The following is a 24,267-nucleotide window of genomic DNA, read 5'->3' on the forward strand; positions in this document are numbered from 1 at the left end:
GCCCATGGCCACCAAGAAGCCGCGCCGCACCGCCGAACGCATCCTCGAAGTCACGCTGGACCTCTTCAATCGCTTCGGCGAGCCGAATGTCTCGACCACGCTGATTTCGGCGGAACTCGGCATCTCGCCCGGCAACCTGTACTACCACTACCCGGCCAAGGACGAGCTGATCAATGCGCTGTTCAACCGCTACGACAAGTCGCTGTCGGAGCTGCTGGGCGCGGTGGGCAATGTGCGCAACGTGGAGGACGCCTGGCTGTTCTTCCACATGCTGTTCGAGCTGATCTGGCAGCACCGCTTCCTGTATCGCGACCTCAACGACCTGCTGTCCAAGAACCGCAAGCTGGAGACGCACTTCCAGCATGTGCTGGAGCAGAAGACGCAGGCGATGGTGGGCCTGCTGGGTGGGCTGCAGGCCAGCGGCGCGCTGACGATGCAGGTGCGGGAGGCGGTGCCCACCGCCAACGCGATGGTCGTGCTGCTGAGCTACTGGCTGAGCTACGAATACGTGCGCGATCCGCGCAACGCGCTCGAGCCCGAGCGCGCCGGCGAGGCCTTGATGCGCGGCGCCTTCCATGTGCTGGGACTGCTGCTGCCCTACCTCGAGCCCGGCTCGCGCGACCACCTCTTCCAGCTCGCCGGCAAGTACCAGCCGCAGGCCGGCGGCACGACCTGACCCCCGTCGGCGCGGTCGCCGCAGTGGGCCGGAATAACAGCAAGCCGCGGAGCGGTCCTCCGAAGAAACCCTGGATTCGTGCGAGGCCGAACCCCCTGGTCGCGGTTGGCGTCGAAAAACGACACCCTATAAATTAGGGATATCGCATTCACCGACCTCGAGGGACCGACTCCATGACGCGCATCCTGATCTGCACCGCCCTGCTGGCCCTGGCCGCCCCGCTGGCGCACGCCGCCTCCGAGAACGCCGATGCCAAGGCGCTGCGCGCCGAATGCGCCAGCCAGCATGCGGTGAAGTTCGAGCAGCCGGCCGCCGCCAACGAGTACCGCTTCGTCTACAGCCGCGGCGAGTACCGCGGCGAAGCGACCTCGGGCCAGCCGGTCGCCTGCGGCCAGACGCAGTACGCCGAGTACCTGGCCAGCGCCGATCCGGTCAAGGTCATGGCCGCCTACCCGACCGCCGCCGGCCGTCCGCAGCCGGCGAAGAAGGCCGCGGCGAAATAAGCCGCGGCGGTCCTGGCGCCGGGGCTCCCGCCCCGCGCGCTCAGGCCTTCGTTTCCCAGGGCAGCATCAGGGCGAGCGTCAGCAGCTGCTGGAACTCCGGCTCGAAGTGGGCCACGATCGCCTCCGGATCGGGGCACAGCCCGGCATCGGCGATGAGGCCGAACTGCACCTGGCCGGCGTAGGTCAGGATGCTGATGCCCAGGCTCATGTCGCCCGCCTGCGGCGCCCAGAACATGACGCGCTCGACGGCCGAGCCGCACAGTCGCAGCGTCTGGGCCGGGCCCGGCACGTTGGTCATCAGCGCCGTCGCCTTGCGCGACAGGGTCTTGAGCATCGCCCGCTGCGCGGCCTTCTCCACCGTGCCGGAGGTCGCCATCAGTCCCAGCGACAGCGCCGGCCGCAGGCTGTTCTTGAGCGCCTGCGTCTGCGCATGCACCGCGTAGAGCCGCTTGACCGGATTCGTGATGCCCACCGGCATCGGCAGCGGCACCATGCCGAAGCGGTTGCCCAGTTGCCAGGCCGTCTCCAACGGTCGCAGGTTGACCGGCACCAGCGCGCGGATCTCCTGCCCCTGCGTGTCGTCCCCATGGCCGCGCAGGTAGAGCCCGATCGCGCCGGCGAGGCAGCTCAGCAGCACGTCGTTGACCGACACGTTCATCGACTTGCCCACCGCCTTGACCGCATCCAGCGCCAGCGGCGCCCCCCAGGCGACGCGCTTGGCGCGGCCGGCCTTGCCCTTGAGGCGGGTCTTCGCGTCATCGGGCGCCTCGGTCAGCGCCGCCGCATCCTCGAGCACCTGCCGGCCCAGGCGCTCGGCCGGCGAGGCGGCCGCAGCGCCGGACCCGTCCGAGCCGGCGCGTTCCTGGATCTCGCGCACCGTCCAGGCATTGATCGGCTTGACCATCGCGTCGGCGAGCCATTCCGGCTCGGCCTCGTCGGCGCCCGTGGCCGGGGTGGCCCGGGCCGCCTTCGCCGCCTGGGGCGGCACCGCGCCGCCATCGGTGATCGACAGCAGCACCGCGATCAGCGCGATCCCGTCGGCGATGCAGTGATGCACGCGCGCGATCAGAGCGCTGCTGCCGTCGTAATGCTCGATCAGATGCAGCTGCCACAGCGGCCGCGCCGGATCGAGCGGCTCGGCGGCGAGCTCGGCCAGGCGGTCCTGCAGCGCCTCCTCCAGCGATCGACCGCGGCGGCGCGGAAGGGTCTCGGGCACCACATGGCGGGCGATGTCGACCTCGGCGTCCTCGACCCACCAGGCGCTGTCACCGGTTTCGACGACGCGCTGCCGGAAGCGCGGGAAGCGCAGCAGCCGCTCGGCGACGCGGCGTCGCAGGTCTTCGAGCGCGATGGCCGGCTTCAGCAGCAGCACGCCGTGGATCACCATGCGGTTGGCCTCGGTGTCCAGGCGCAGCCAGGCGGTGTCGACCTTGGACATCGGCTCCGCGCCGCGCGGCCGGGCGGCGCGCGACGCGGGCGGCTTCGACGGCGTGGACTTGGCGCTCCGGCGGGAGGGCGATGGGCTCGACGCGGCGGAAGTGGGCAATGCGGTCTCCTGGGCGGATGGGGTCTGGCGGCGGGCGATGCGGTCCGGATGATGCGTCATCTCTAGAGAGGCGGCCCCAGTCCGCGTCGGGAGGCGGGCTGGGTAACATCGCGGCCGTCCGTCCCGATTGTCGCCAACGGGACGCCCCGCTCATCGCCAAGGGAGACACACATGAGCCTCAAGGACCAGTTCGACGCCGCCGTCGCCGATTCGAAGACCCTGCCCGAGCGGCCGGACAACCAGACCCTGCTGAAGCTGTACGCGCTGTTCAAGCAGGCCACGGCCGGCGATGTCGAGGGCGATCGCCCCGGCATGACCGACTTCGTCAACCGCGCCAAATGGGACGCCTGGAAGGCGCTGGAAGGCAAGACCAGCGACGAGGCGATGCAGGACTACATCGACCTGGTCGAAGGTCTGAAGTAACCGCTTCCGGCCTCAGCGGGACAGCGCCGCGCGGCGCTCGTCCCTGGGGAGCTTCGCCAGGCGCCGGACCTCGGCATGGAAGCGTGGCCAGTCCCCACCCAGGCGCTCGAACAGCCTGAGGAAATCCGGCACCAGGTCGGTGTAGCTGCCCTGGATCGCCAGCGCGGGCGTGTTCAGGCCCGAGACCCAGCGGTCGAAACGCGTGTCGCCGCCCCAGCGGTCGCGCTTCATCGCCTCATAGTCGGCGCGCAGTCGCGCGAAGGCCGCGGCCTTGCCCGCGCGCTTCTCGTCGTCGCTGGCGGCGCTTTGGAACACCTCGCGCAGTTGCTCGCGCGTCGCCTTCAGCAGGGCCTGGACCTCGTCCTGCCGGCGGCGCGACTGCTCGTCCTCCCGCAGCGCGTCCGGGCGGTCCTTCAGCCAGCGCGCGACGCCGATCTGCTCGACCGCGGTCGCGAAGCTCTCGTTGAAGGTGGTGTCGTCATTCGCGTAGGCCACCTGGTGCGCGAGCTCATGGAAGATCATCCGCGCCAGCTGGCCCTCCGGATAGCGGATGAAGGTGTTGAGCAGCGGATCGCCGCCCAGCCAGTTGCTCCAGCCCAGCGAGGAATAGGCCGGCACGCCGTACACGTAGGGCTCGTAGCCGTCCTTGCGCAGCTGCTGCGCAAGCTCGCGCGCGTCCTTCGGATCGAAGTAGCCGCGATAGCCGGCACAGCCCATGATCGGATAGCACCAGGTCTTGAGCTGCAGGCTCAACTCCGGCGTCGCGACGACGTTCCACACCGCCGCGCCGCGCTGGAGATCGGCGTAGCGGCGATAGCTGTCGTTGTCCGGCAGACCCAGCTCGGACGACGCATAGGCGCGCAGCGCCTGCGACAGCACCAGTTGGCGGCGCACCTCCGGGTCCAGGTCGGGCTGCGCGAGCCAGTCGTTGACCGGCTTGGCCGCGCGCACCAGCGACAGGTGGCCCGACAGCGACTGCCCGTAGTAGGACAGCTGCGCGCAACCGCCCAGCGCAACCAGCGCCAGCAGCAGCGACGGCGCGACGAGGAGCGCCCTCAGTCCTCGACGGATCTGCGTGTTCATCGGCGTCGTCATCGGCCTCGCCATCCCGGCGCGGCGCTCAGGCCGCGGCGACCTCGACCAGGCAGTCGTAGAAGCATGGCGCGCGGCCCATGTCGGTGAGCCGCTGGTGCGTCACCTCGTTGACGTTGCGGCCGTCGGCACCGAGCTTGCGCCACCAGATGCCCAGCCCGTGCACGACGCCCTCGCGCGCCCGGGCGCTGACATCCAGCCGGCAGGCATAGCTGCCCCGGTCGTTGAACACCCGCACCAGTTGGCCGTCGGCCAGGCCGCGCGCGGTGGCGTCGGCCGCGCTCATCTCGAGCACCTGTTCGCCCTCGATGTCGCGCAGGCTTTTCACGTTCACGAAAGTGCTGTTCAGGTGGTTGCGCGCCGGCGGCGAGATCATCGCCAGCGGATAGCGCGCGGCGAGCGCCGGCGCGCTGGACCGGCTCTCGTAGTTGGCCACGTAGTCCGCGCCGCGCGCGTCGGCCTTGCCGCTGGCCGACGGGAAGCCGCCTTCGGCGAAGGGCGCCTCCTTGAGCGGCAGCTTGAACCAGCCGCGCTCGCGCAGCTGGCCCAGGTCGATGTCGTCGCGGAAGGCCTGGCGCAGCAGCGCTTCGTCGTCATCGTGGAAGGCGGGCTCGTCGAAGCCCATCGCCGCCGCGAGCTCGCGGAAGATCCGCGTGTTGGACCGCGACTCGCCCAGCGGCGCCACCGCCGGCTCGTTGATCAGCACGTCGGTGTGGCCGTAGCTGGTGTGGATGTCCAGGTGCTCGAGCTGCGTGGTCGCCGGCAGCACATAGTCGGCCAGGTCGGCGGTGTCGGTCAGGAAATGCTCCAGCACCACGGTGAACAGGTCGGGCCGCTGGAAGCCGGCCACGACCTTCGGCGATTCCGGCGCCACCGCGACCGGGTTGCTGTTGTAGACGACGAGCGCCTCGATCCTCGGCCCGAAGTCGGGCGACGCCTCGCGCAGCAGGTCGTCGCCGATGGTGCTCATGTTGATCGTGCGGGAGGGCCGGCCGGCGCGCAGCTCGGGACGCTCCAGCGCCGGGTTCTTGAAGGGCGCGAACCAGCCGGAGCTCGACAGCAGCAGCCCGCCCGCGCGGTGGCGCCAGGCCCCGGTCAGGCAGGGCAGCAGCGCGATCAGGCGCACCGCGTTGCCGCCGCCGCGCACCCGCTGCATGCCGTAGTTCAGCCGGATCGCCGCCGGCGCCAGCGTCGCGTAGTCGCGCGCCAGGCCGCGGACCTCGTCCGCCGTCAGGCCGCATTCGGCGGCGGTGCGTTCGGGGGTCCAGGCGAGCGCCTTCGTCCGCAGTTCCTCCCAGCCCTCGACATGCCGGGCGATGTAGTCGTGGTCCAGCCAGTCATGGGCGATCAGCTCGTGCATCAGGCCCAGCGCCAGGGCGCCGTCGGTGCCGGGCAGCAGCGCCAGGTGCTGGTGGCACTTGTCCGCGGTCTCGGTCTTGCGCGGGTCGATGCAGACCAGCTTCGCGCCTTCACGCTTGGCCTGGTTCGCGAAGGTCCAGAAATGCAGGTTGGATGCGATCGAGTTGCTGCCCCAGATCAGGATCAGCCGTGACTCCGCGAAGTGGGGCAGGTGCATGCCGACCTTGTGGCCGTAGGTCGCCGCCAGCGCAGCGCCGCCCGCCGAGGCGCAGATCGTGCGATCCAGGCAGGAGGCGCCCAGCCGGTTGAAGAAGCGGCCCGCCATCGCCTCGCCCTGCAGCAGGCCCATCGTGCCGGCATAGCTGTAGGGCAGGATGGCCTGCGGATCACGGGCGGCGATCGCCTGGAGGCGGCCGGCGATCTCGGCGATCGCCTGGTCCCAGCCGATGCGCTCGAAGCGCGGCGGCTCGTGCTTGGCGTTGACGCGCTTGAGCGGATGCAGCAGGCGCTCCGCGTGGTAGGTCCGCTCCGGATAGCGCGAGACCTTGGTGCACAGCGCGCCGTGCGTGCTGGGATGCTCCGGCTGGCCCTGCACCTTGACGACCTTCCCCTCCTCGACGGTGATGCGCAGGGCGCAGGTGTCGGGGCAGTCGTGCGGGCAGGCCCCCTTGACCACCCGGGACGGCGCACCGGTGCGCGAGGCGGGCGTCCGGGCGAGGGCCGGATCGTCGTGGTGGAGGGCCTGTGGCGGGAGATTCACGGTCGGTTCTCGGAGAGCGGGCAAGGAGCGTCAACTATTGCACAGGCGCCACACCCTTGCGTTTTCTTACCGAACATGGTGGCGACGCTGCACGCACGAACCGCTAAGCTCGCTCGCTGGGGGGCCGAATAGGTCGTGTCGAGCCTCCTGGCGCCGGCCGGTCAGGCGTGCGCCACAACATCTATCGCACCCCCTGGGAGCCTCTCTTGGATCGCCGCCAACTCCTCGCCTCCGCCAGCGCCCTGGGCGCGCTCGCCACCCTGCCCCTCCCGACGGCCGTCCGGGCGCAGGGCAAACGCCTCGTCCTGGGCCAGTCGGCGCCGCTGACGGGCGCGGCCTCGCAACTGGGTCTGCAGATGCAGGCCGGCGCGAAGCTCTTCTTCGACGCGCAGAACGCCGCCGGCGGCATCAACGGCACCCTGATCGAGCTGCGCACGCTGGACGACGGCTACGAGCCGGACCGCTGCAAGGCCAACACCGAGAAGCTGATCGCCGACGACGTCTTCGCCCTGTTCGGCTACGTCGGCACGCCGACCTCGCTGGCCGCGCTGCCGCTGGTCAACCAGGCCAAGATCCCGTTCGTGGCGCCCTTCACCGGCGCCGAGGCCCTGCGCGATCCGTTCAGCCCCTGGGTCTATCACGTGCGCGCCTCGTATTACGACGAGACCGCCCTGATCGTGAAGCAGCTGACCCACCTGGGCCTCATGCGGATCTCGGTCTTCCACCAGAACGACGCCTACGGCAAGGCCGGCCTGGACGGCGTGCTGCGCGCGATGAAGCCGCTGTCGCTCCAGCCGCTGGCCACCTCCACCGTCGAGCGCAACAGCGTCGACGTCGCCAAGGCGGTCAAGGACCTGGTGCAGAACGGCGCGCCGCCCGAGGCCATCGTCATGATCAGCGCCTACAAGAGCTGCGCCGCCTTCATCCGCGCCGCGCGCAAGGCCGGCTATGGCGGCGTGTTCTACAACGTCTCGTTCGTCGGCACGCAGGCGCTGCTGGAGGAACTGGGCAAGGACGCGATGGGCGTGGTGGTCAGCCAGGTGATGCCCTACCCCTTCGGCACCGCCACCGGCGTCGTGCACGAGTACCAGCTCGCCGCCACCAAGGCCGGCCAGAAGTTCAACTACACCGCCATCGAGGGCTACATCGGCGCCAAGGTCATCAGCGAGGGCATCCGCCGCGCGACCCGCCCGACCCGCGAAGGTCTGGTCGCCGGGCTGGACAGCCTGCAGAACTACAACGTCGGCGGCTTCAACGTGAACTTCCGGCCCAACAAGCATGTCGGCTCGAGCTTCGTCGAGATGACGCTGCTGACCAGCGACGGGCGCGTGAAGCGTTGATCCGGCGCTGATCCGGCGCTGATCGCCCCGACGGGCGCGGCGTCCGCGGGCACCCGTGCGGTGCCACGGGTACACTGGTCCGACACAGCGGCGCCGCCCTGAGCGGCGCCGCCGCCTTTCTGGCTCGCGGCAAGCCCGACGCGCTGTCGCGATGACATCGGAGTGCCCGCTCATGAAGCTGATCGAACCCATCCTGGCCGACGCGCCGGCCATCGCCAAGCTGCGACGCGACCTGCACGCGCATCCCGAACTTTGCTTCCACGAAGACCGCACCTCGGACGTGGTCGCGAAAGCGCTGACCGACTGGGGCATCGAGGTCCACCGCGGCCTGGGCAAGACCGGCGTGGTCGGCGTCATCCCCGGCCGCGACGGCGGCAGGAGCGGTCGCACGCTGGGCCTGCGCGCTGACATCGATGCGCTGCCCATCACCGAGCACAACACCTTCGCGCACGCCAGCAAGCACCCCGGCAAGATGCATGCGTGCGGCCATGACGGCCACACCGCGATGCTGCTGGCCGCGGCCAAGCACCTGGCCGCGCACCGTGATTTCGACGGCACCGTCTATGTCGTCTTCCAGCCCGCCGAGGAGGGCGGCGGCGGCGCCCGCGAGATGATCAAGGACGGCCTGTTCAGGAAGTTCCCGATGGAGGCCATGTTCGGCGTCCACAACTGGCCGGGCATGGCCGCCGGGCAGTTCGCGCTCAAGACCGGCCCGGTCTTCGCCTCCAGCAACGAATTCAAGATCCTGATCAAGGGCAAGGGCGCGCACGGCGCGATGCCGCACCTGGGCACCGACCCGGTGGTGGTGGCCGCCCACCTGGTGCAGGCTTTCCAGACCATCATCACCCGCAACAAGCGGCCGATCGACGCGGGCGTGATCTCGGTGACGATGATCCACGCCGGCGAGGCAACCAACGTGATCCCCGAGCGCTGCGAGCTGCAGGGCACGGTGCGGACCTTCACGCTGGAGACGCTGGACCTGATCGAGCGCCGCATGCAGCAGCTCACCGAGGCCACGGGCACCGCCTTCGAGGTGCAGTGCGAGTTCAGCTTCCATCGCAACTACCCGCCGACGATCAACCACCCCGCCGAGACCGAGTTCGCCCGAGGCGTGCTGACCGAGATGCTGGGCGCGGCCAATGTGCAGGAGTTCGAGCCCACGATGGGGGCCGAGGACTTCAGCTACTACCTGCAGGAAGTGCCGGGCTGCTACTTCCTGATCGGCAACGGCGACGGCAGCCATCGCGAGGGCGGCCACGGCCTGGGGCCCTGCATGCTGCACAACCCGAGCTACGACTTCAACGACGAGCTGATCCCGCTGGGCGGCTCGATGTGGGTCCGGCTGGTCGACGCCTGGTTCAAGCGGCCGCGTCCGACCAAGGCCTGACCACCGTCACCCGCGCCCTGCCCTTCCCGTCCTCCAGCCCCGCCGCCCGATGACCGCCCCGATCGCGCCCGACCAAGAGAAGACCGTCCGCGAGGACACCCAGCGCTGGCTGCAGCGGGCCGTGATCGGCCTGAACCTGTGCCCGTTCGCCAAGAGCGTGGAGGTCAACCAGCGGCTGCGCACCGTGGTCAGCGCGGCGCGCACGCCGGAGGAACTGCTCAAGGACCTGGCGCGCGAGCTGCTGGCGCTCAACCGCGCCGACCCCGAGGAGACCGAGACGACCTTGCTGGTCCACCCATGGGTGCTCAACGACTTCCTGGACTTCAACGACTTCCTCGGCGCGGCCGATGCGCTGGTCGAGGACCTGGACCTGGAAGGCGTGCTGCAGGTCGCGAGTTTCCACCCCGACTACCAGTTCGAGGGCACCGACGCCGACGACGTCGACAACTTCAGCAACCGCTCGCCCTACCCGACGCTGCACCTGCTGCGCGAGGAGAGCATCGAGCGCGCCGTCGAGTCCATGCCGGACACCGACGCGATCTACGAGGCCAACATCGACACCCTGCGCCGCATCGGCCGCAAGGGCTGGGACGCGCTGGACCTGGAAGCGAAGCTGCCGCTGGCCCAGCGCACCACCCGCGAGGACTGAGCCCGCGGCGGCCGCTGGCCCTCGGCCTTGCCTTCTCCCGCAGGCGGGAGAGGGACCATGCGGCGCCGATCGATCACCCTCTTCCGCTGGCGGAGAGGGCGTGGGGTGGGGGCGCGAAGATGGGCTCGGTGCGATGTCCTGATTTGACCGAAACCAGTCCAGCCCCGGCGCGACGCCGGGCCGCGTCGCCGGCACGATGAGCTTCATCAACCACCCGCTGATGGAGCCTTCGATGACCACCACCTTCCCCATCGCCACCGCCGACACCGCCGTCCTGCTGATCGACGTGCAGGAGTCGTTCCGCCATCGCCCCTACTGGGACCCGGCCGGCTTCGAGGCCTACATGGCCCGCACCAACGCGCTGCTGACCGGCGCCGCCGCGCGCGGCCTGCCGATCGTGCGCATCCTCCACACCGACGGTCCGGCCACGCCGGACAACCCGTTCTCGCTGGTCAGCGGCCATGTGCGCCCGATGGCCGAGCTGGCCGACGTGCCCATCGCCGCCGAGTTCCTCAAGCGCCGCCACAGCGCGTTGGCCGGCACCGGGCTGTCGATCTGGCTGACCGAGTACGGCATCCGCCGCCTGATCGTCGCGGGCATCCGCACCGAGCAGTGCTGCGAGACGACGACGCGCCACGCCAGCGACGAGGGCTGGGCCGTCGACTACGTGACCGAGGCGACGCTGACCTTCCCGATCCAGCATGCCAGCGGCGTAGTCGTCGGCGTGGAAGCGCTCAAGCTGCGGACCGAGGTCGCGCTGCAGGACCGTTTCGCGCAGATCGTCGATGTCGAGACCGCACTCGAACGCGCCACCGTGCGCAGCGCCGTCGCGGCCTGAGGACCGGCGGCGGGCGCATACTGCGGCGATGTCCTTTCCTGCCTTCCCCCCGACCTCGCGTCGGCCGGACGACGGCCCGGTCGACGTCTGGATCCTGGTCGAACGCCACACGCTGCTGCTGGACCTGGCCGGCGCCGCCGAGGCGCTGCGGCTCGCCAACCAGGCCTTGCGCCGCCGGGGCGAGCCGGAAGCCTTCCGGCTGCGCTACTGCGCCGCGTCGCCGACGGCGTCGAGCTCGGTCGGCCTGATGCTGGCCGCGCTGGAGCCGCTGCCGGCGCTCGGGCGGCGCGACTGGCTGATCCTGAGCGGGCGGCGACACGCGCATCCGGACGACCCGGCCACGGGCCCCGCCGAGCGCGAGGAAGAACTGCGCATCGAGCGCTGGCTGCACCGCGAAGGCACGGCACTGCTGGCCGGCGGTGAAGGCCGGCTGCTGAGCATCTGCGCCGGCGCGCTGCTGGCGGCACGGGCCGGTCTGCTCGAGGGCCGGCGCTGCACCACGCACCATGAGTCGCTCGACGCGCTGCGCGCGGCCGCGCCGGGCGCGGAGGTGCAGGCGAACCGGGTGTTCGTGCTCGACGGCCCGCTGGCCAGCAGCGCCGGCATCACGGCCGGCATCGACCTGGTGCTGGCCCTGATCGCCGAGCACTGCGACGAGGCGCTGGCCGGTTCGGTCGCTCAGGTGATGGTGGTCTACCTGCGGCGCGGCGCGCAGGATCCGGAGTTGTCTCCGATGCTGGCGCACCGCCACCATCTGCATCCGGCGCTCCACCGGGTGCAGGACGCCATCTGCGGCGATCCACGCGCCGACTGGAGCCTGGCGCGGATGGCCGAGGTCGCCCATGTCACCCCGCGCCACCTGACCCGGCTCTTCACCCAGCACGGCGGCACGACGCCGCTCGACTACCTGCGCGCGATCCGGCTCGAACTCGCCCGGCGCGAACTGGCGCGAGGCCAGCGGCCGGCGCAGGCCGCGCTGGCCGCCGGTTTCAGCTCGGACCAGCAGCTGCGGCGTACCCGCCGCCGGATGAATGCGCCGGCCTGAGGACCCGGCTTCGAGGGTCCCCGGGCCCGAGCCCGCTTAGCACAAACTCAAGAAATCCCAGTCAAGCGGAATTCGTGCACATCTGTTAACTTGCGCGCCCACATCGAACGAGGAGCGGGTTTTGAGCGATTGGCTGAAGCGACTGGAGGCCCTGGATCCGGCCCGCCTGGCAGGCATGCGCCGCGGCGTGGAGAAGGAAAGCCTGCGCGCGCTGCCGACCGCCGCCTCGCTGGCGCTGACGCCGCATCCGACGGCGCTCGGCTCCGCGCTGACGCATGAGACGGTCACCACCGACTTCAGCGAGTCGCAGCTCGAGCTGATCACCGGCGTGCATGCCTCCGCCGAGGCGTGCGTGGCGCAGCTCACCGAGATCCACCAGGCCGTCTACCGCTGCCTGGGCGAGGAACTGATGTGGGCGTCGAGCATGCCCTGTTTGCTCCCCGCCGATGAAACCATCCCCATCGGCCGCTATGGCGCGTCCAACATCGGCCGCGCCAAGAGCGTCTACCGCATGGGCCTGGGCCACCGCTACGGCCGGCGCATGCAGACCATCTCCGGCATCCACTACAACTGGTCGATGCCGGGCCTGGACAACGCCGACCACTTCGCGCTGATCCGCAACTTCCGGCGCCACTCCTTCCTGCTGCTGACGCTGTTCGGCGCGTCGCCAGCGCTGTGCGCCAGCTTCGTCGCCGGCCGCGAGCACGGCCTGCAGCCGCTGACCGACGGCACGCTGCATATGCCTCACGGCACCTCGCTGCGCATGGGCCGCCTCGGCTACCAGAGCGATGCGCAGGCCTCGCTGGCGGTCAGCTACAACAGCCTGGACGGCTACGCCGCCTCGCTGCAGGACGCGCTGACCCGCCCCTACCCCGCGTACGAGAAGGTCGGCGTGGTCAATCCGGGCGGCGAATACAACCAGCTGTCGACCACGCTGCTGCAGATCGAGAACGAGTTCTACGGGACGATCCGTCCCAAGCGCACCATCCGCTCGGGCGAACGTCCGCTGCATGCGCTGCGCGAGCGCGGCGTCGAGTACATCGAGGTCCGCTGCATGGACCTGGACCCGTTCGAGCCGGTCGGCATCGCCGCCAGCACGATGCGCTTCCTGGATATCTTCCTGCTGCACTGCTGGCTGACCGACAGCCCCAACGACACGCCGGAAGAACTCGGCGCGCTGGCCCGCAACCAGCACCGCACCGCCTCGGCCGGGCGCGAGCCCGGTCTGAAGCTGGAGCGCCGCGGCGGCGAGATCGCGCTGCGCGACTGGGGGCGCGAGCTGCTGACCGAGTTCGCGCCGATCGCGCGCAAGATCGACCAGACGCTGGGCGGCTCGCTGTACCGCGAAGCCCTGGCCCAGGCGGTCGAGCGCTGGGACCGGCCCGATGACCTGCCCTCGGCGCGGGTGCTGGCCGCGATGAGCGCGGGACATCGCTGCTCGCACCTGGACTTCGTCGCTGCCCGCTCCGAGGCCGCCCGTGCCCATGTGCTGGCGCAGCCGATGCCCGAGGGCCTGATGGCCCGCTTCGAGCAGTCGGCGCGGGCCTCGCTGGAGGCCCAGGCGGCGATCGAGGCGGCCGACACGGTCGACTTCGAGACCTTCCGCCAGCAATACCTCGATCCGGCGCAGCTGCGCGGCTGACGCCGCCGATCAGCCCGGCAGGGACGAGCTGCGCAGCTCGTCGTGCCGGCGCTGCAGTTCCTGCCGCAGCTTCTTGCGCTCGATCGCGGCTTCCCAGCGGCGCTTCTCGTCGGGCGTGCTCGGCGACAGCGGCGGCACCGGGACCGGCCGTCCGTCCTCGCCGACGGCCACCATGGTGAAGAAGCAGCTGTTGGCGTGCCGCACGACCTGGTCGCGGATGTTCTCGGTCACGACCTTGATGCCGATCTCCATCGACGAGGTGCCGGTGTAGTTCACCGAGGCCAGGAAACTGACCAGTTCGCCGACATGGATCGGCTGGCGGAACATCACCTGGTCCACCGACAGCGTCACCGTGTAGCGGCCGGCGAAGCGACTGGCGCAGGCGTAGGCCACCTGGTCGAGCAGCTTCAGGATGGTCCCGCCGTGCACGTTGCCGGAGAAGTTGGCCATGTCCGGCGTCATCAGCACGGTCATCGTCAGTTGGTGGGAAGGCAGGTCCATGGCGAAGGCTCCGGAACGGATCGTGAAGGAAGGGGCGGCCGCCATGGTGCCAGAGTCGCGCGCCGGCGCGGCGGGCGCGCGCCCTGCCCGGGCTCTCCCTTGTGGCGCTTGCCGCTGACCCGCCCGTCGGTTAGGGTGCGCGCCAGGAGGTCCCATGGCCCAGGTCCAGCAGCCCAGCATCGCCGACACGCGCGGTGCCCAGATGTTCCCCACCCTCGGCGTCGCCGACATCGCGCGCGTCGCGCGCTTCGGCCGGTTCCGGCGCTATTCCCAAGGCGAGTGGGTCGTGCGTGCCGGCGATGCCGGCATGGGCATGACCCTGATCCTCAGCGGCGAGATCACCGTCTCCCAGCGCGACAGCCTCGGCCATGTGACGCCGATCCATCGGCACGGGCCGGGCGGTTTCCTGGGCGAGGTCGGCCAGCTCAGCGGTCGGCCCTCCTTCATCGACGCGATCGCGGAGACCGAGGTCGAGGCGGTCGAGGTCAGCCCGCCGCAGCTGCGCGCCCTGCTGATCGCCGAGGCCGACCTCGGCGAGCGCCTCACCCGCGCCTTCATCCTGCGCCGCGTCGGCCTGATCGAAGCCGGCGCCAGCGGCGCGACGCTGATCGGGCGGGCCAAGTCCGCGCCGGTGATGCGGCTGCGCAGCTTCCTCGGACGCAACGGCTATCCGCACCAGCAGCTGGAGCCCGACCAGAACGACGACGCCAAGGCGCTCGCCGACCAGTACATGAGCGAAGGCGTGCAGATGCTGGTCATCTGCCCCGGCGGCGACGTGCTGGTGGACCCGACGGACGAGGAGGTCGCCCGCTGCATGGGCATCGTCGACATGCGCGAGCGCCCCGAGCTCTACGACGTGGCCATCGTCGGCGCCGGCCCGGCGGGCCTGTCGGCCGCGGTGTACGCGGCCTCGGAGGGGCTGTCGGTGCTGGTGATGGACTGCCGCTCTTTCGGCGGGCAGGCCGGCGCGAGCTCGCGCATCGAGAACTACCTCGGCTTCCCGACCGGCATCTCCGGCCAGGCGCTGGCGGGCCGGGCCTTCGTCCAGGCCCAGAAGTTCGGCGCCGACATGCTGATCCCGGCCAAGGTCACCGAGATGAGCTGCGAGCGCCATGGCGAGGACGACGAACTGCGCCTGTCGCTGGAAGACGGCCGCACCGTGCGGGCCCGCACCGCGGTGATCGCCACCGGCGCGCGCTATCGCCGCCCCGACCTCGACGCGCTGGCGCGCTTCGAGGGCCGAGGCGTCTGGTACTGGGCCTCGCCGATCGAGGCCCGCATCTGCAGCCGGCAGACGGTGGTGATCGTCGGCGGCGGCAACTCGGCCGGCCAGGCGGCGGTGTTCCTGGCCAACCACGCCGCCAAGGTGATCATGCTGATCCGCGGGCCGGGCCTGGCGGCGACGATGTCGCGCTACCTGATCGACCGCATCCAGGGCACCGCCAACATCGAGCTGCTGCCGCACCAGGAGCTGTGCGAGCTCGAGGGCGGCGACGCGCTGGAGGCCGTCAGCTGGCGCGACCGCCGCAACGGCCAGCAGCGCCGGCTGGCGCTGCAGCACCTGTTCATGTTCATCGGTGCCGAGCCGGAGACCGGCCTGATCTCGCAGTGCGGCCTGGAGCTGGACCAGGCTGGCTTCATCATCACCGGCCGCGCCTGTGCCTGCCCGCTGTCGGCCTACAAGCCGGAGCTGCTGGAATCGAGCATCCCGGGCGTCTTCGCGGTCGGCGACGTGCGCTCGGGCTCGGTCAAGCGGGTCGGCGGCGCGATCGGCGAAGGCGCACAGGTCGTGGCCAGCATCCACCAGTACCTCGCCCGCCAGGACACCGAGCGCGCCGAACGCGCCAGCCAGGCGGCGTCGGACCGCGCCACCGTCTAGCGGACGATCCCTCGTCCGTGGCGCCCACCCCGCGGGCGCCCTCCCGTCCGCCCGCGCCCGCCCGCGAGGCTGCGGTGCCCTTCCCGCTTCGTTCCCATTTCGCCCTTCCGAGCGCTCGGGCAGGCGATCCCGACTCCCTCCGCCGCTGGCTTCGCCCTAGAATGCGAATAATTGTTATTTGCAAATTGGGCGTCCGCCGATGTTGTCTCCCGAATCCCGCCGTCTCTGGACCTGGCCGATCGCGCTGGGCGTGCTGAGCACCTCCGGCCTGCTGTCGGCGCTGGTCTCGGACGCCTGGGGCGACGTCTGGTCCTGGGTCGGGCTCGGCGTGCCGGTGGCCGTGATCGCCTGGTTCGCTTGGCGGCCCCGCAAAGCGGCCTGACGCCGGCACCGTGTCCCGTCGGCTCCGGCCGCTGTCCCTCCCCGAAGAAGAACTCCCTCAAGGTCCCCGTCCCATGAATCACCCCCCGATGCGCCCGCTGGCGCTCGCCATCGCCCTGGGCCTGTGCGCCCTCGCCGCCCCGGTCGCCTTCGCGCAGGAGGCGCCCAAGGAGAAGGACGGCGACATGCCGTCGCAGTTGCCGGCCGTGACGGTCAGCGCCACCGCGGACAAGCAGGGCCTGTCCAAGGCCTATGCCGGCGGCCAGGTGGCGCGCGGCGGTCGCGCCGGCATCCTCGGGACCAAGGACAACCTGGAGACGCCGTTCTCGATCACCGCCTACACCAACGAACTGATCCAGGACCGCCAGGCCCGGAGCGTCGCCGAGGTGCTGCAGAACGATCCCGGCATCCGCGCGGCGCGCGGTTTCGGCAATTTCCAGGAGGCCTACTTCATCCGCGGCTTCATCCTGAATTCGGACGATGTCGCCTACAACGGCCTCTACAGCCTGCTGCCGCGCCAGTACATCGCCTCGGAGCTCTTCGAACGCGTCGAGGTGCTGCGCGGTGCCTCCGCCTTCCTAATGGGGGCGAGCCCCAACGGCAGCGGCATCGGCGGCAACATCAGCCTGCTGCCCAAGCGCGCGCCGGTCGAGCCGCTGACGCGCCTCACGGTGAACGCCGGCAGCGGCGGCTCGGGCGGCGCGGCGCTGGACGTGGCGCGGCGCTTCGGCCCGGACAAGGCCACCGGCGTGCGCTTCAATGCGGCGTACCGCGACGGCGGCACCGCGGTCGACGACGAGAAGGCCAGGACCAGCGTCGTCGCGCTCGGCCTGGACTGGCGCAGCCGCGACCTGCGCCTGAGCGCCGACCTGGGCTGGCAGGACAACCAGCTCACCCGCACCCGTCCCAGCGTCACCGTCAACGGCCTGACCGCGCTGCCGGCCCTGCCGGACAACCAGGCCAACTACGCCCAGCCCTGGACCTATTCCAACGAGCGCGACACCTTCGGCACGCTGCGCGGCGAATGGGACCTCAACGACGCCGTCACCGCCTGGGCCGCCTATGGCGCGCGCCGCAGCAAGGAAGCGAACCGGCTGGCCAACCTGACAGTCACCGACCCCGCCACCGGCGACGGCACCTTCTATCGCTTCGAGAACGGCCGCAAGGACAGCGTCGACACCGGCGAGGCCGGCCTGCGCGGCAAGTTCCGCACCGGTTCGGTCGGGCATGAATGGGTGGTGTCGGCCTCCGTGTTCTCGCTGGACACGAAGAACGGCTATGCGATGGACTTCCTGAACACGCAGCCGACCAACCTCTACACGCCGGCCCGGAGCGCCCTGCCCGCGTTCTCGGACAGTGTGTATGTCGGCAACAGCGTCGACGACCCGCGGATCAACACCCGCATCCGCAACCGCAGCGTCGCCATCGGCGACACGCTGTCGCTGCTGGACGACTCGCTGCTGATCACGCTGGGCCTGCGGCATCAGACGCTCAAGGTCGACTCGATCAGCGCCACCGTCCGCTTCCTGGACACGATCACGCCGGGCGGCGTCGTCACCACCTACGACCGGAGCAAGACCAGCCCGGTCGCCGGTGTCGTCTACCGCCTGTCCAGGCAGTTGTCGGTCTACGGCAACTACATCGAGGGCCTGAACAAGGGCGACAGCCTGGCCGCGCAGAACGGCCTGCCGGCGCGTGACCTGGCGCCCTATGCCTCCAAGCAGAAGGAGGTGGGCCTGAAGTACGACGGCGGACGCCTCGGCTTCGGCGCCTCCTACTTCACGACCGACAAGCCGCGCGCGGTGCTGGCGCAAGCCACCGCCCAGGGCGAGGACCGCCATCGCGGCGTCGAGCTGACCGCCTTCGGCGAGGCCACCCGCGACCTCAAGGTGCTGGGCGGCCTGACCTGGCTCGACGCCAAGCAGCACGGCACCGGCGTGGCCGCCACCGAAGGCAAGCGCACGCTGGGCATCCCGCAGGTGCAGGCCAACCTCGGCGCCGAATGGGAGGTCCGCGCGCTGCAGGGCCTGGCGCTGGACGCGCGCGTGGTGCACACCGGCAAGGTCTTCGCCGACAGCGCCAACACGCTGCGCGTGCCGGCCTGGACCCGCCTGGACGCGGGCGCGCGCTACCTGTTCGAGGTCCAGGGCACGCTGCTGACGCTGCGGGCGCGGATCGACAACCTCACCAACCGCAAGTACTGGGCCTCGGCGGGCGGCTATCCGGACCAGAGCTATCTGGTCGTCGGTCAGCCGCGCAGCTTCAACCTGAGCCTGGCGGCGGACTTCTGAGGACACGACGATGCTGAGCTCGCGCGCCATCCGCGTCTGGACCTGGCTGCACAAATGGACCAGCCTGGTCTGCACGCTGTTCATGCTGCTGCTGTGCCTGACCGGGCTGCCGCTGATCTTCCATCACGAGATCGGCCACCTGCTCGGCGACGAGATCGAGGCGCCCGAACTGCCCGCCGCCATGGACAGGCAGCGGGTGTCGCTGGACGTCATGGCCAAGGCCGCGAACGCGGTGCATCCGACCCGCGTCATCCAGTACGCCGGCGAGAACGAGGACGACCCCCGCCTGTGGTGGTTCACGCTCGCGCCGACACCGGCGCCGACCGAGGACTTCAAGTCCGTCGCCGTCGACGCCCGCACCGGCCTGGTGGTGCGCGAATACCGCGTCGGCGAAGGCTTCATGGACCTGATGCTGCGCCTGCATGTGGACCTGTTCGCGGGCCTGCCGGGCAAGCTCTTCCTCGGCTTCATGGGCCTGCTGCTGCTGGTCGCGCTGGTCAGCGGGGTGGTGCTGTACGCGCCGTTCATGCGCAAGCTGGACTTCGGCGCGGTGCGCAAGGACCGCTCCACCCGCGTCAAGTGGCTGGACCTGCACAACCTGGTCGGCATCGTCACGCTGGTGTGGTGCTTCGTCGTGGGCGCGACCGGGATGATCAACACCTGGGCCGACCTGCTGGTGAAGTACTGGCAGTACACCGAGGTCTCCACGCTGCTGGCGCCTTACCAGGGCCAGCCGCTGCTCGAGGCCAGGGACCGCGGTCCGCTGCAGGCCTCGCTCGATACCGCGATGCATCACGGCCAGCAGCGCAAGGTGTCGTTCATCGCGTTCCCGGGCACGGCCTTCTCCAGCCCGCATCACAACACCATCTTCCTGAAGGGCACGACGCCGCTGACCTCCAAGCTGCTGCAGCCGCTGCTGGTCGACGCCCGGACCTCGCGCCTGACCGCGGCGCCGGAGCTGCCCTGGTACCTGACCGCCCTGCTGGTGTCGCAGCCGCTGCACTTCGGTGACTACGGCGGCATGCCGATGAAGATCCTGTGGGCGCTGCTGGACGTGGCGACCATCGTCGTGCTGGGCAGCGGCCTGTACCTGTGGCTGCGCAAGCCGCAAGGCGCCCGCAAGGGCGTTCCGGCCGGCGCCGCGGCCGACGCGTCGCCGGACCCGGAGGACGCCAAGAACCCAGAAACCGCGGCCGCCTGATCGCCAGTCCGCAAGTTGCCCCTTCCCGCCCATGCCCGACTCGCACAAGCCCGACTCTCCCAAACACCAGATCGAGAGCCTGCAATCCAGCGGCCTGAAGGCCACGCTGCCTCGCATCAAGGTGCTGCAGATCTTCGAGCAATCGAACCAGCGCCACCTCAGCGCCGAGGATGTCTACCGCCAGCTGCTGCTGGAGGAGGCGGACATCGGCCTGGCGACGGTCTACCGGGTGCTGATGCAGTTCGTCGAGGCCGGGCTGCTGGCGCGGCAGCACTTCGAGTCAGGCAAGGCGGTGTTCGAGCTCAACTCCGAGCAGCACCATGACCACATGGTCTGCCTGGCCTGCGGCCGGGTGGAGGAGTTCTACGACGCCGGCATCGAGCAACGCCAGCGAGAGATCGCCGAGGAGCGCGGCTACGAGCTGGTGGAGCATGCGCTGGCGCTGTACGGCCTGTGCGGCAACCCGGCGTGCCGCGCCCGGCGCCGGTGATCGGCAACCCGGCCGGCGGGTCGCCGTGGCGCAAGACGCACAATCCGGCGATTCCCTGTTGAATACTGTATGGGCATACAGTACATTGCCATCCATCGCAGCCACTTCCGGCTGCAGCAGGAGATGGCAATGCAGATGCTCAAGCAAACGGTCTGGACCTCGTTGAACAACGCGGATGCCTGGGTGGTCTGCATCGGCGTCATGTCCTGCCTGGGATTGGCGACCGGCCTGCTGGGTTGATCAGCAGCCACGATTTGGGCGCCCCGCGTCGTTGCAAATCCTCGCCATAGCTGGGCTATGGCTGCGGTTTGCGCCTAGCGGTGCATCCCAACTCGAGACCGCTGCCTCAACCCATCATCCGTCGCCTCCTTCGTTCCGTCCGCGGAGCCGGGGTCCCCTTTCGAGGGGACCTTTCTTTTCAGTTATTTCAGTTCTCAAGTACTTCGTCCGCTGCCCTTCCGGGGGCCGCGGACGTTTTTTTTGGGCGTTCGGCCGCAGGCGCCTGGATCAGAGCGGCGTGAGCACCGGCTCACCGGCTTCCCAGCGCCGGGCGTTCTCCAGGAACAGATCCACCGTTGCCTGGACCGATTCGGGCGACCATCCGGCGATGTGCGGCGTCAGGATCACATTCCGGAAGCCCAGCAGGGGCTCGGGCGGCTTGGGTTCCGATTCATAGACATCGAGCGCCGCGCCGCCCAGTTCGCCAGCCGCCAGCGCCGCGGCCAGCGCCTGGGTGTCGATCAGGCTGCCGCGCGCGATGTTGACGACGTGGCCCTGCGGGCCGAGCGCCTTCAGCACCTCGGCGTTGACGATGTGCCGGGTGGCCGGACCGCCGGGCGCGGCGACGACGAGGAAATCGGCCCACTCGGCCAGCGACAGCACCGAGCCGAAGTAGCGCGAGCCCAGGGCGTCGTGGCGTTCGCGGCGGTTGTGATAACCGACCTCCATGTCGAAGGCCTGTGCCCGCCTGGCGATGCGCAGTCCGATGGTGCCCATGCCCAGGATGCCGAGCTTGCGACCGTTGACGCTGGGACGCAGCGGCAGCGCGTCGCGCCAGACGCCAGCGCGCAGCGCCGCCTCCTGCTGCGGGAGCCCGCGCACCGAGGCCAGCAGCAGCGCCATCGCGTGGTCGGCGACGCAGGAGTCGTTGGTGCCCGCGCCGTTCCAGAGGGTGAGGCCGCGGGCCCTGGCGGCGGCCAGGTCGATGGCTTCGTAGCCGGCGCCCTGCGCCGCGACGGCCCCCAGCCGCGGCATCGCCGCGATCTCGTCCGCGCGCAGGCCGACGGCACCGATGGTCACGACGAGCTCGATCTCCGCGCCTTGCGTGGCGACCGCCTGGGCGCGCGCCTCGGCGGTCGGCGCGTAGATCACGTCATAGCGCTGGCGGAACTGGGCCAGGTGCTCCTCCGCCGTCGGCATCAGCACCAGCAGCTTGCGGCGCGAGGACGTGGGAGCAGGCATCGAGGGATTGGCGGACACGGCGACCTCATGGGGCTGGAAGTTCGCCGCCGATGATAGGAGCGCCCTTCCCCGCCGGGCCACGCATGCGGACGCGCCTCGCACGGGAGAGGGAGGGCTGAGGGTCTGCAGCGGTCGCAGTCAGATGTCGTCGAGCGGAAACCGCGCGCGCCAGAACGCTTGCAGCCGAGGCTCCGCGTCGACGCGCCGCACCACCGGCGTCATGCGCGGCGCGACCTGCTCGAAGCGCTCGCGCCACGGGCCGAAACGCGACACCACCGCCACGTACAGATCCAGCACGCTCAGCCGATCTCCCAGCAGGTAAGCACTCGGCCCGTCCGGCATCACCTGCGCATCCATCACGCCCCAGCAGAACGCGATGCGCTCATGGACCGCGTCGACCACCGCATCGCGCTGCTCGGGCCGCGCGCCGATGCGCGTGACGTCGGGCTTGATCCAATGCAGCGAGTAAATCGCCGAGGACACGAACACCATCCAGCGCAGGAACTCCGCCCGTCGCGGTTCCTCGACGCCCGGCGCGAGCCCCGCCTGCGGGTGCGTGTCGGCCAGATGGATCAGGATGGCCGCGCTCTCCGTCATCACGCGGCCGTCGGCGTCCACGAGCGTCGGGATCTGCCGCATCGGGTTGGTCCCGCCGACACGCGCCCGAGCGGCCTCGGTCTCCCAGGTCGCGCCTTCGATGAGGTCGAAGTCGATGCCCAGCAGCGTCAATGCGGCCTCGACCGCCGTGGAGCCGGACGCGGCCGATCCGAAGAGTGTCAGTGCCATCGGGCGAGTGTCGTCGAACTCGCCCGCCGCGGGATCACGGTCGCTCACCTCGCGCCATTCGCGCGTCGATCTCCGCGAGCGCCTTCGGCAGCTGCGCCACCGAGTCGATCACCAGATGCGCCCCCGACGCCATCAGCCGCTGCGTGACGGCCGCGCGCTTCGCCGCGACTTCCGCATCCGGCAGCGCCTGCAGCTGCTCGAGCGTCAGGCCGGTTTCGTTGCCCGACAGGCTGAGCCCCACCGTCCACATGCCGGCGCGGCGACCTTCCTCGATGCCGGGGGTCGTGTCGTCGACCTTCACGCAGGCGCGCACATCCCCGAGGCCCAGCGCGAGCACATTGCCCAGCGCCATGAACGGGCCCGGGCGGCCGCCCGCGGCGAGGTCGTCGCCGGCGACGACGTGGTCCGCCCAGATGCCAGCGGCCATCGCCTGCGGCAGCAGCACGTCCATCACCTGACGCGGATACCCCGAGCAGGAGCCGATCCTCAACCCCGCGCCGCGCAGCGCGGCGAGCACCTCCACCGCCCCCGGGATGGGCGCCGAATACCGGCCGACGTGCGCGATTTGCATCGGCATGAAGCGCTCGTAGATCGCGTCGATGTCGCCGGTGGTCGACGCGCGTCCGAAGCGGGCCTGCCACTGCGACTGCAGCCCCGCGTCCTCCAGCAGCGTGCGGATGTGGTCGCGCTTGGACAGCCCCATCGGTCCCCGCGCCTCGTCCAGCGTCAGCGCGATCCCGAAGGTCGCGAACGCGTCGACGAAGATCTGCGTCGGCGCCAGCGAGCCGTGATCGACCAGCGTGCCGGCCCAGTCGAAGATCACCGCCTGCAGGTGCGGATAGCGCGGGCCGGCCGAGGTCGTGGTGGAGGCCGGGGCGGTGGAAGCGGTCGAAACGGGGTTCATGGGTGAGCCTGGATGAAGTTGCGTCCGCGAGGACCGCGCAGCGCTTGCGCGACGCGCGCGTCCCAGTCGTCGGAGGGAATGCCGTAGTCGGCGGGATCGGTGGACACGCCGAGCGCGGCCAGGAAACGTTCCAGCGCGGCGACCGCGCCGTCCGCATCGGCGGCGTCGAAGATCGACAGCAGCCGCGCGTCCAGCGCCGCGTCGCGCCCGAAGGCCAGGCGCATCACGCGCGGCAGGCTGAACGAACAGGCGATGCCGTGCGCGGTGCCGCGCGTCAACGTGATGTCGTAGGAAAGCGAATGCGCCAGCGCGGTCCTGGTGTTGGAGAAGGCCATGCCGGCCTGTAGGGCCGCGACGGCCAGCGCTTCCCGCAGGTCGAGCCGGCGTGGCTCGCGCAGCAGCGCCGGCAGCGTCGCGACGATCGCCCGCGCCGCGCTCGCCGCCAAGCTGGACGACACCGGATTGCGATGCACGTTCCACAACGCCTCCAGCGCATGCGACAGCGCGTCCAGTCCGCTGGCGAGCGTGGCGGCCGCGGGCAGGCTCACCATCAGCGACGGATCGACGATCGCCGCCTCCGGCCAGGTCCAGGGCAGCTGCAGCGAATGCTTGCGGCCGCGCGTGGCGTCCCACAGCGTCGCCCAGGGCGTGACCTCGCTGCCGGTGCCGGCGGTGGTCGGGACCGCGATCAGCGCACGGTGCGGCGCATCGGCCGACAGGGGCGCGGCCTTGGGGTCGACCAGGTGATCGAGCAGTTCATCGAAGCGGCCCGACGGCGTCGCCGTCAGCATCGCCTTGGCGCAGTCGATGCTGCTGCCGCCGCCCAGCGCGATCACGCAGCGCGCGCCGCGGTGCTCGCGCCAGAGTCGCTCGTAGAGCGGCGCCAGCCAGCGCAGGTCGGGATTGGGCCGGATGTCGGTCTCGACCGCGACGAGGCGATCGCCCAGCAGCTCGCGCACCCGGCCGACGAGCCCGAGCGCTTCGGCCTCCGGGAAGGCGATCAGCAGCGCGTCGCGCTCGCCGACCAGGCCCGGCAGCGCCGCCAGCGCGCCGCTGCCGGCCCGCACCTTGACGGGGTTGTGGAAGGTCCACGGGGTCATGGATGGCTCCTCG

General features: G+C 70.5%; 22 protein-coding genes. 14 read left to right on the forward strand and 8 right to left on the reverse strand.

Translation table 11 applies throughout. The annotated features are described in order from the left end of the window. Positions 1–4: 4 nt before the first annotated feature. Positions 5–676 (forward strand): TetR/AcrR family transcriptional regulator, encoded by a 672-nt coding sequence (locus CS062_RS07535; RefSeq protein ID WP_099860888.1) that lies wholly within the window; start codon positions 5–7, stop codon positions 674–676. Positions 677–849: 173 nt separating this feature from the next. Beyond that, positions 850–1,179 (forward strand): hypothetical protein, encoded by a 330-nt coding sequence (locus CS062_RS07540; RefSeq protein WP_099860890.1) that lies wholly within the window; start codon positions 850–852, stop codon positions 1,177–1,179. Between the two features lie 40 nt (positions 1,180–1,219). Here CS062_RS07540 and CS062_RS07545 read toward each other — a convergent pair whose 3' ends face one another. Next, complete coding sequence (locus CS062_RS07545) at positions 1,220–2,725, reverse strand: wax ester/triacylglycerol synthase family O-acyltransferase (RefSeq protein ID WP_368372851.1); 1,506 nt, start codon at positions 2,723–2,725, stop codon at positions 1,220–1,222. Positions 2,726–2,896: 171 nt separating this feature from the next. On the opposite strand from CS062_RS07545, the gene CS062_RS07555 reads away from it, so the two are divergent. After that, entirely contained in the window at positions 2,897–3,148 is a 252-nt protein-coding gene (locus tag CS062_RS07555; RefSeq protein ID WP_099860895.1) for an acyl-CoA-binding protein, read from the forward strand. Between the two features lie 12 nt (positions 3,149–3,160). On the opposite strand, the gene CS062_RS07560 is transcribed toward CS062_RS07555, so the two are convergent. Together CS062_RS07560 and CS062_RS07565 are read right to left on the reverse strand one after the other, a co-directional pair. Then, positions 3,161–4,243: an aminopeptidase gene (locus tag CS062_RS07560; RefSeq protein ID WP_233217964.1), complete on the reverse strand. Its 1,083-nt coding sequence runs from the start codon at positions 4,241–4,243 to the stop codon at positions 3,161–3,163. Between the two features lie 25 nt (positions 4,244–4,268). After that, positions 4,269–6,275: a molybdopterin-containing oxidoreductase family protein gene (locus tag CS062_RS07565; RefSeq protein ID WP_233217967.1), complete on the reverse strand. Its 2,007-nt coding sequence runs from the start codon at positions 6,273–6,275 to the stop codon at positions 4,269–4,271. A gap of 290 nt (positions 6,276–6,565) precedes the next feature. On the opposite strand from CS062_RS07565, the gene CS062_RS07570 reads away from it, so the two are divergent. The 6 genes from CS062_RS07570 to gshA all read left to right on the forward strand — a co-directional run bounded on the left by CS062_RS07570 (position 6,566) and on the right by gshA (position 13,260). Further along, positions 6,566–7,699, forward strand: a complete 1,134-nt coding sequence (locus CS062_RS07570; protein ID WP_099860899.1) for an ABC transporter substrate-binding protein — start codon at positions 6,566–6,568, stop codon at positions 7,697–7,699. 172 nt (positions 7,700–7,871) lie between these two features. Further along, positions 7,872–9,086, forward strand: a complete 1,215-nt coding sequence (locus CS062_RS07575) for a M20 aminoacylase family protein (RefSeq protein ID WP_099860901.1) — start codon at positions 7,872–7,874, stop codon at positions 9,084–9,086. A gap of 49 nt (positions 9,087–9,135) precedes the next feature. Further along, positions 9,136–9,735: a DUF1415 domain-containing protein gene (locus CS062_RS07580; protein ID WP_099860903.1), complete on the forward strand. Its 600-nt coding sequence runs from the start codon at positions 9,136–9,138 to the stop codon at positions 9,733–9,735. A 232-nt stretch (positions 9,736–9,967) separates the two neighbouring features. Continuing rightward, positions 9,968–10,573, forward strand: a complete 606-nt coding sequence (locus CS062_RS07585; protein WP_199174193.1) for a cysteine hydrolase family protein — start codon at positions 9,968–9,970, stop codon at positions 10,571–10,573. 28 nt (positions 10,574–10,601) lie between these two features. Beyond that, positions 10,602–11,618 (forward strand): GlxA family transcriptional regulator, encoded by a 1,017-nt coding sequence (locus CS062_RS07590; RefSeq protein ID WP_099860904.1) that lies wholly within the window; start codon positions 10,602–10,604, stop codon positions 11,616–11,618. A 175-nt stretch (positions 11,619–11,793) separates the two neighbouring features. Further along, positions 11,794–13,260 (forward strand): glutamate--cysteine ligase, encoded by a 1,467-nt coding sequence (gene gshA, locus CS062_RS07595; RefSeq protein ID WP_233217969.1) that lies wholly within the window; start codon positions 11,794–11,796, stop codon positions 13,258–13,260. A gap of 9 nt (positions 13,261–13,269) precedes the next feature. Here the strand turns inward: gshA and CS062_RS07600 are convergent, their stop codons facing one another. After that, positions 13,270–13,761 (reverse strand): acyl-CoA thioesterase, encoded by a 492-nt coding sequence (locus CS062_RS07600; RefSeq protein WP_099860907.1) that lies wholly within the window; start codon positions 13,759–13,761, stop codon positions 13,270–13,272. Positions 13,762–13,915: 154 nt separating this feature from the next. Here CS062_RS07600 and CS062_RS07605 point away from each other — a divergent pair, with 154 nt between their 5' ends. From CS062_RS07605 to fur, 5 genes are all read left to right on the forward strand, one after another. Beyond that, on the forward strand, positions 13,916–15,640 hold the full coding sequence (locus CS062_RS07605) for an FAD-dependent oxidoreductase (protein WP_099860909.1): 1,725 nt from the start codon (positions 13,916–13,918) through the stop codon (positions 15,638–15,640). Positions 15,641–15,839: 199 nt separating this feature from the next. Further along, positions 15,840–16,022: a hypothetical protein gene (locus tag CS062_RS07610; RefSeq protein ID WP_099860911.1), complete on the forward strand. Its 183-nt coding sequence runs from the start codon at positions 15,840–15,842 to the stop codon at positions 16,020–16,022. Positions 16,023–16,095: 73 nt separating this feature from the next. Further along, positions 16,096–18,312, forward strand: coding sequence for a TonB-dependent receptor (locus CS062_RS07615; protein ID WP_099860913.1), 2,217 nt, complete (start codon positions 16,096–16,098; stop codon positions 18,310–18,312). A 13-nt stretch (positions 18,313–18,325) separates the two neighbouring features. Beyond that, complete coding sequence (locus CS062_RS07620; RefSeq protein ID WP_099861003.1) at positions 18,326–19,513, forward strand: PepSY-associated TM helix domain-containing protein; 1,188 nt, start codon at positions 18,326–18,328, stop codon at positions 19,511–19,513. 31 nt (positions 19,514–19,544) lie between these two features. Continuing rightward, positions 19,545–20,003: a ferric iron uptake transcriptional regulator gene (gene fur / locus CS062_RS07625; RefSeq protein ID WP_099860914.1), complete on the forward strand. Its 459-nt coding sequence runs from the start codon at positions 19,545–19,547 to the stop codon at positions 20,001–20,003. A 507-nt stretch (positions 20,004–20,510) separates the two neighbouring features. Here fur and CS062_RS07630 read toward each other — a convergent pair. From CS062_RS07630 to psrA, 4 genes are all read right to left on the reverse strand, one after another. Further along, the gene (locus CS062_RS07630) at positions 20,511–21,464 is read right to left on the reverse strand and encodes an NAD(P)-dependent oxidoreductase (RefSeq protein WP_099861005.1); all 954 of its coding nucleotides are present in this window, start codon (positions 21,462–21,464) and stop codon (positions 20,511–20,513) included. Between the two features lie 138 nt (positions 21,465–21,602). Beyond that, positions 21,603–22,250 carry a glutathione S-transferase family protein gene (locus tag CS062_RS07635; RefSeq protein WP_099861006.1) on the reverse strand — a complete coding sequence of 216 codons (648 nt, stop codon included), beginning with the start codon at positions 22,248–22,250 and terminating at the stop codon, positions 21,603–21,605. Between the two features lie 34 nt (positions 22,251–22,284). After that, positions 22,285–23,154, reverse strand: a complete 870-nt coding sequence (phnX, locus tag CS062_RS07640) for a phosphonoacetaldehyde hydrolase (protein ID WP_099860916.1) — start codon at positions 23,152–23,154, stop codon at positions 22,285–22,287. Further along, on the reverse strand, positions 23,151–24,254 hold the full coding sequence (psrA, locus tag CS062_RS07645) for an iron-containing alcohol dehydrogenase PsrA (RefSeq protein ID WP_099860917.1): 1,104 nt from the start codon (positions 24,252–24,254) through the stop codon (positions 23,151–23,153). Before psrA ends, phnX begins: the two co-directional genes overlap by 4 nt. Between the last annotated feature and the right edge of the window lie 13 nt (positions 24,255–24,267).

Origin of the sequence: Roseateles chitinivorans (assembly GCF_002761755.1) — a bacterium.
Lineage (GTDB): Bacteria > Pseudomonadota > Gammaproteobacteria > Burkholderiales > Burkholderiaceae_C > Roseateles > Roseateles chitinivorans.

Excerpts from the sequence above, each read along its gene's own strand:
- CS062_RS07600 (WP_099860907.1), bottom strand. The coding sequence starts at position 13,761 with ATGGACCTGCCTTCCCACCAACTGACGATGACCGTGCTGATGACGCCG.
- gshA (WP_233217969.1), top strand. The coding sequence starts at position 11,794 with ATGCGCCGCGGCGTGGAGAAGGAAAGCCTGCGCGCGCTGCCGACCGCC.
- CS062_RS07605 (WP_099860909.1), top strand. The coding sequence starts at position 13,916 with ATGGCCCAGGTCCAGCAGCCCAGCATCGCCGACACGCGCGGTGCCCAG.
- CS062_RS07540 (WP_099860890.1), top strand. The coding sequence starts at position 850 with ATGACGCGCATCCTGATCTGCACCGCCCTGCTGGCCCTGGCCGCCCCG.
- CS062_RS07615 (WP_099860913.1), top strand. The coding sequence starts at position 16,096 with ATGAATCACCCCCCGATGCGCCCGCTGGCGCTCGCCATCGCCCTGGGC.
- CS062_RS07555 (WP_099860895.1), top strand. The coding sequence starts at position 2,897 with ATGAGCCTCAAGGACCAGTTCGACGCCGCCGTCGCCGATTCGAAGACC.
- CS062_RS07590 (WP_099860904.1), top strand. The coding sequence starts at position 10,602 with ATGTCCTTTCCTGCCTTCCCCCCGACCTCGCGTCGGCCGGACGACGGC.
- CS062_RS07610 (WP_099860911.1), top strand. The coding sequence starts at position 15,840 with ATGTTGTCTCCCGAATCCCGCCGTCTCTGGACCTGGCCGATCGCGCTG.
- CS062_RS07635 (WP_099861006.1), bottom strand. The coding sequence starts at position 22,250 with ATGGCACTGACACTCTTCGGATCGGCCGCGTCCGGCTCCACGGCGGTC.
- fur (WP_099860914.1), top strand. The coding sequence starts at position 19,545 with ATGCCCGACTCGCACAAGCCCGACTCTCCCAAACACCAGATCGAGAGC.
- CS062_RS07585 (WP_199174193.1), top strand. The coding sequence starts at position 9,968 with ATGACCACCACCTTCCCCATCGCCACCGCCGACACCGCCGTCCTGCTG.
- CS062_RS07560 (WP_233217964.1), bottom strand. The coding sequence starts at position 4,243 with ATGACGACGCCGATGAACACGCAGATCCGTCGAGGACTGAGGGCGCTC.
- psrA (WP_099860917.1), bottom strand. The coding sequence starts at position 24,254 with ATGACCCCGTGGACCTTCCACAACCCCGTCAAGGTGCGGGCCGGCAGC.
- CS062_RS07535 (WP_099860888.1), top strand. The coding sequence starts at position 5 with ATGGCCACCAAGAAGCCGCGCCGCACCGCCGAACGCATCCTCGAAGTC.
- CS062_RS07575 (WP_099860901.1), top strand. The coding sequence starts at position 7,872 with ATGAAGCTGATCGAACCCATCCTGGCCGACGCGCCGGCCATCGCCAAG.
- CS062_RS07630 (WP_099861005.1), bottom strand. The coding sequence starts at position 21,464 with ATGCCTGCTCCCACGTCCTCGCGCCGCAAGCTGCTGGTGCTGATGCCG.
- CS062_RS07580 (WP_099860903.1), top strand. The coding sequence starts at position 9,136 with ATGACCGCCCCGATCGCGCCCGACCAAGAGAAGACCGTCCGCGAGGAC.
- phnX (WP_099860916.1), bottom strand. The coding sequence starts at position 23,154 with ATGAACCCCGTTTCGACCGCTTCCACCGCCCCGGCCTCCACCACGACC.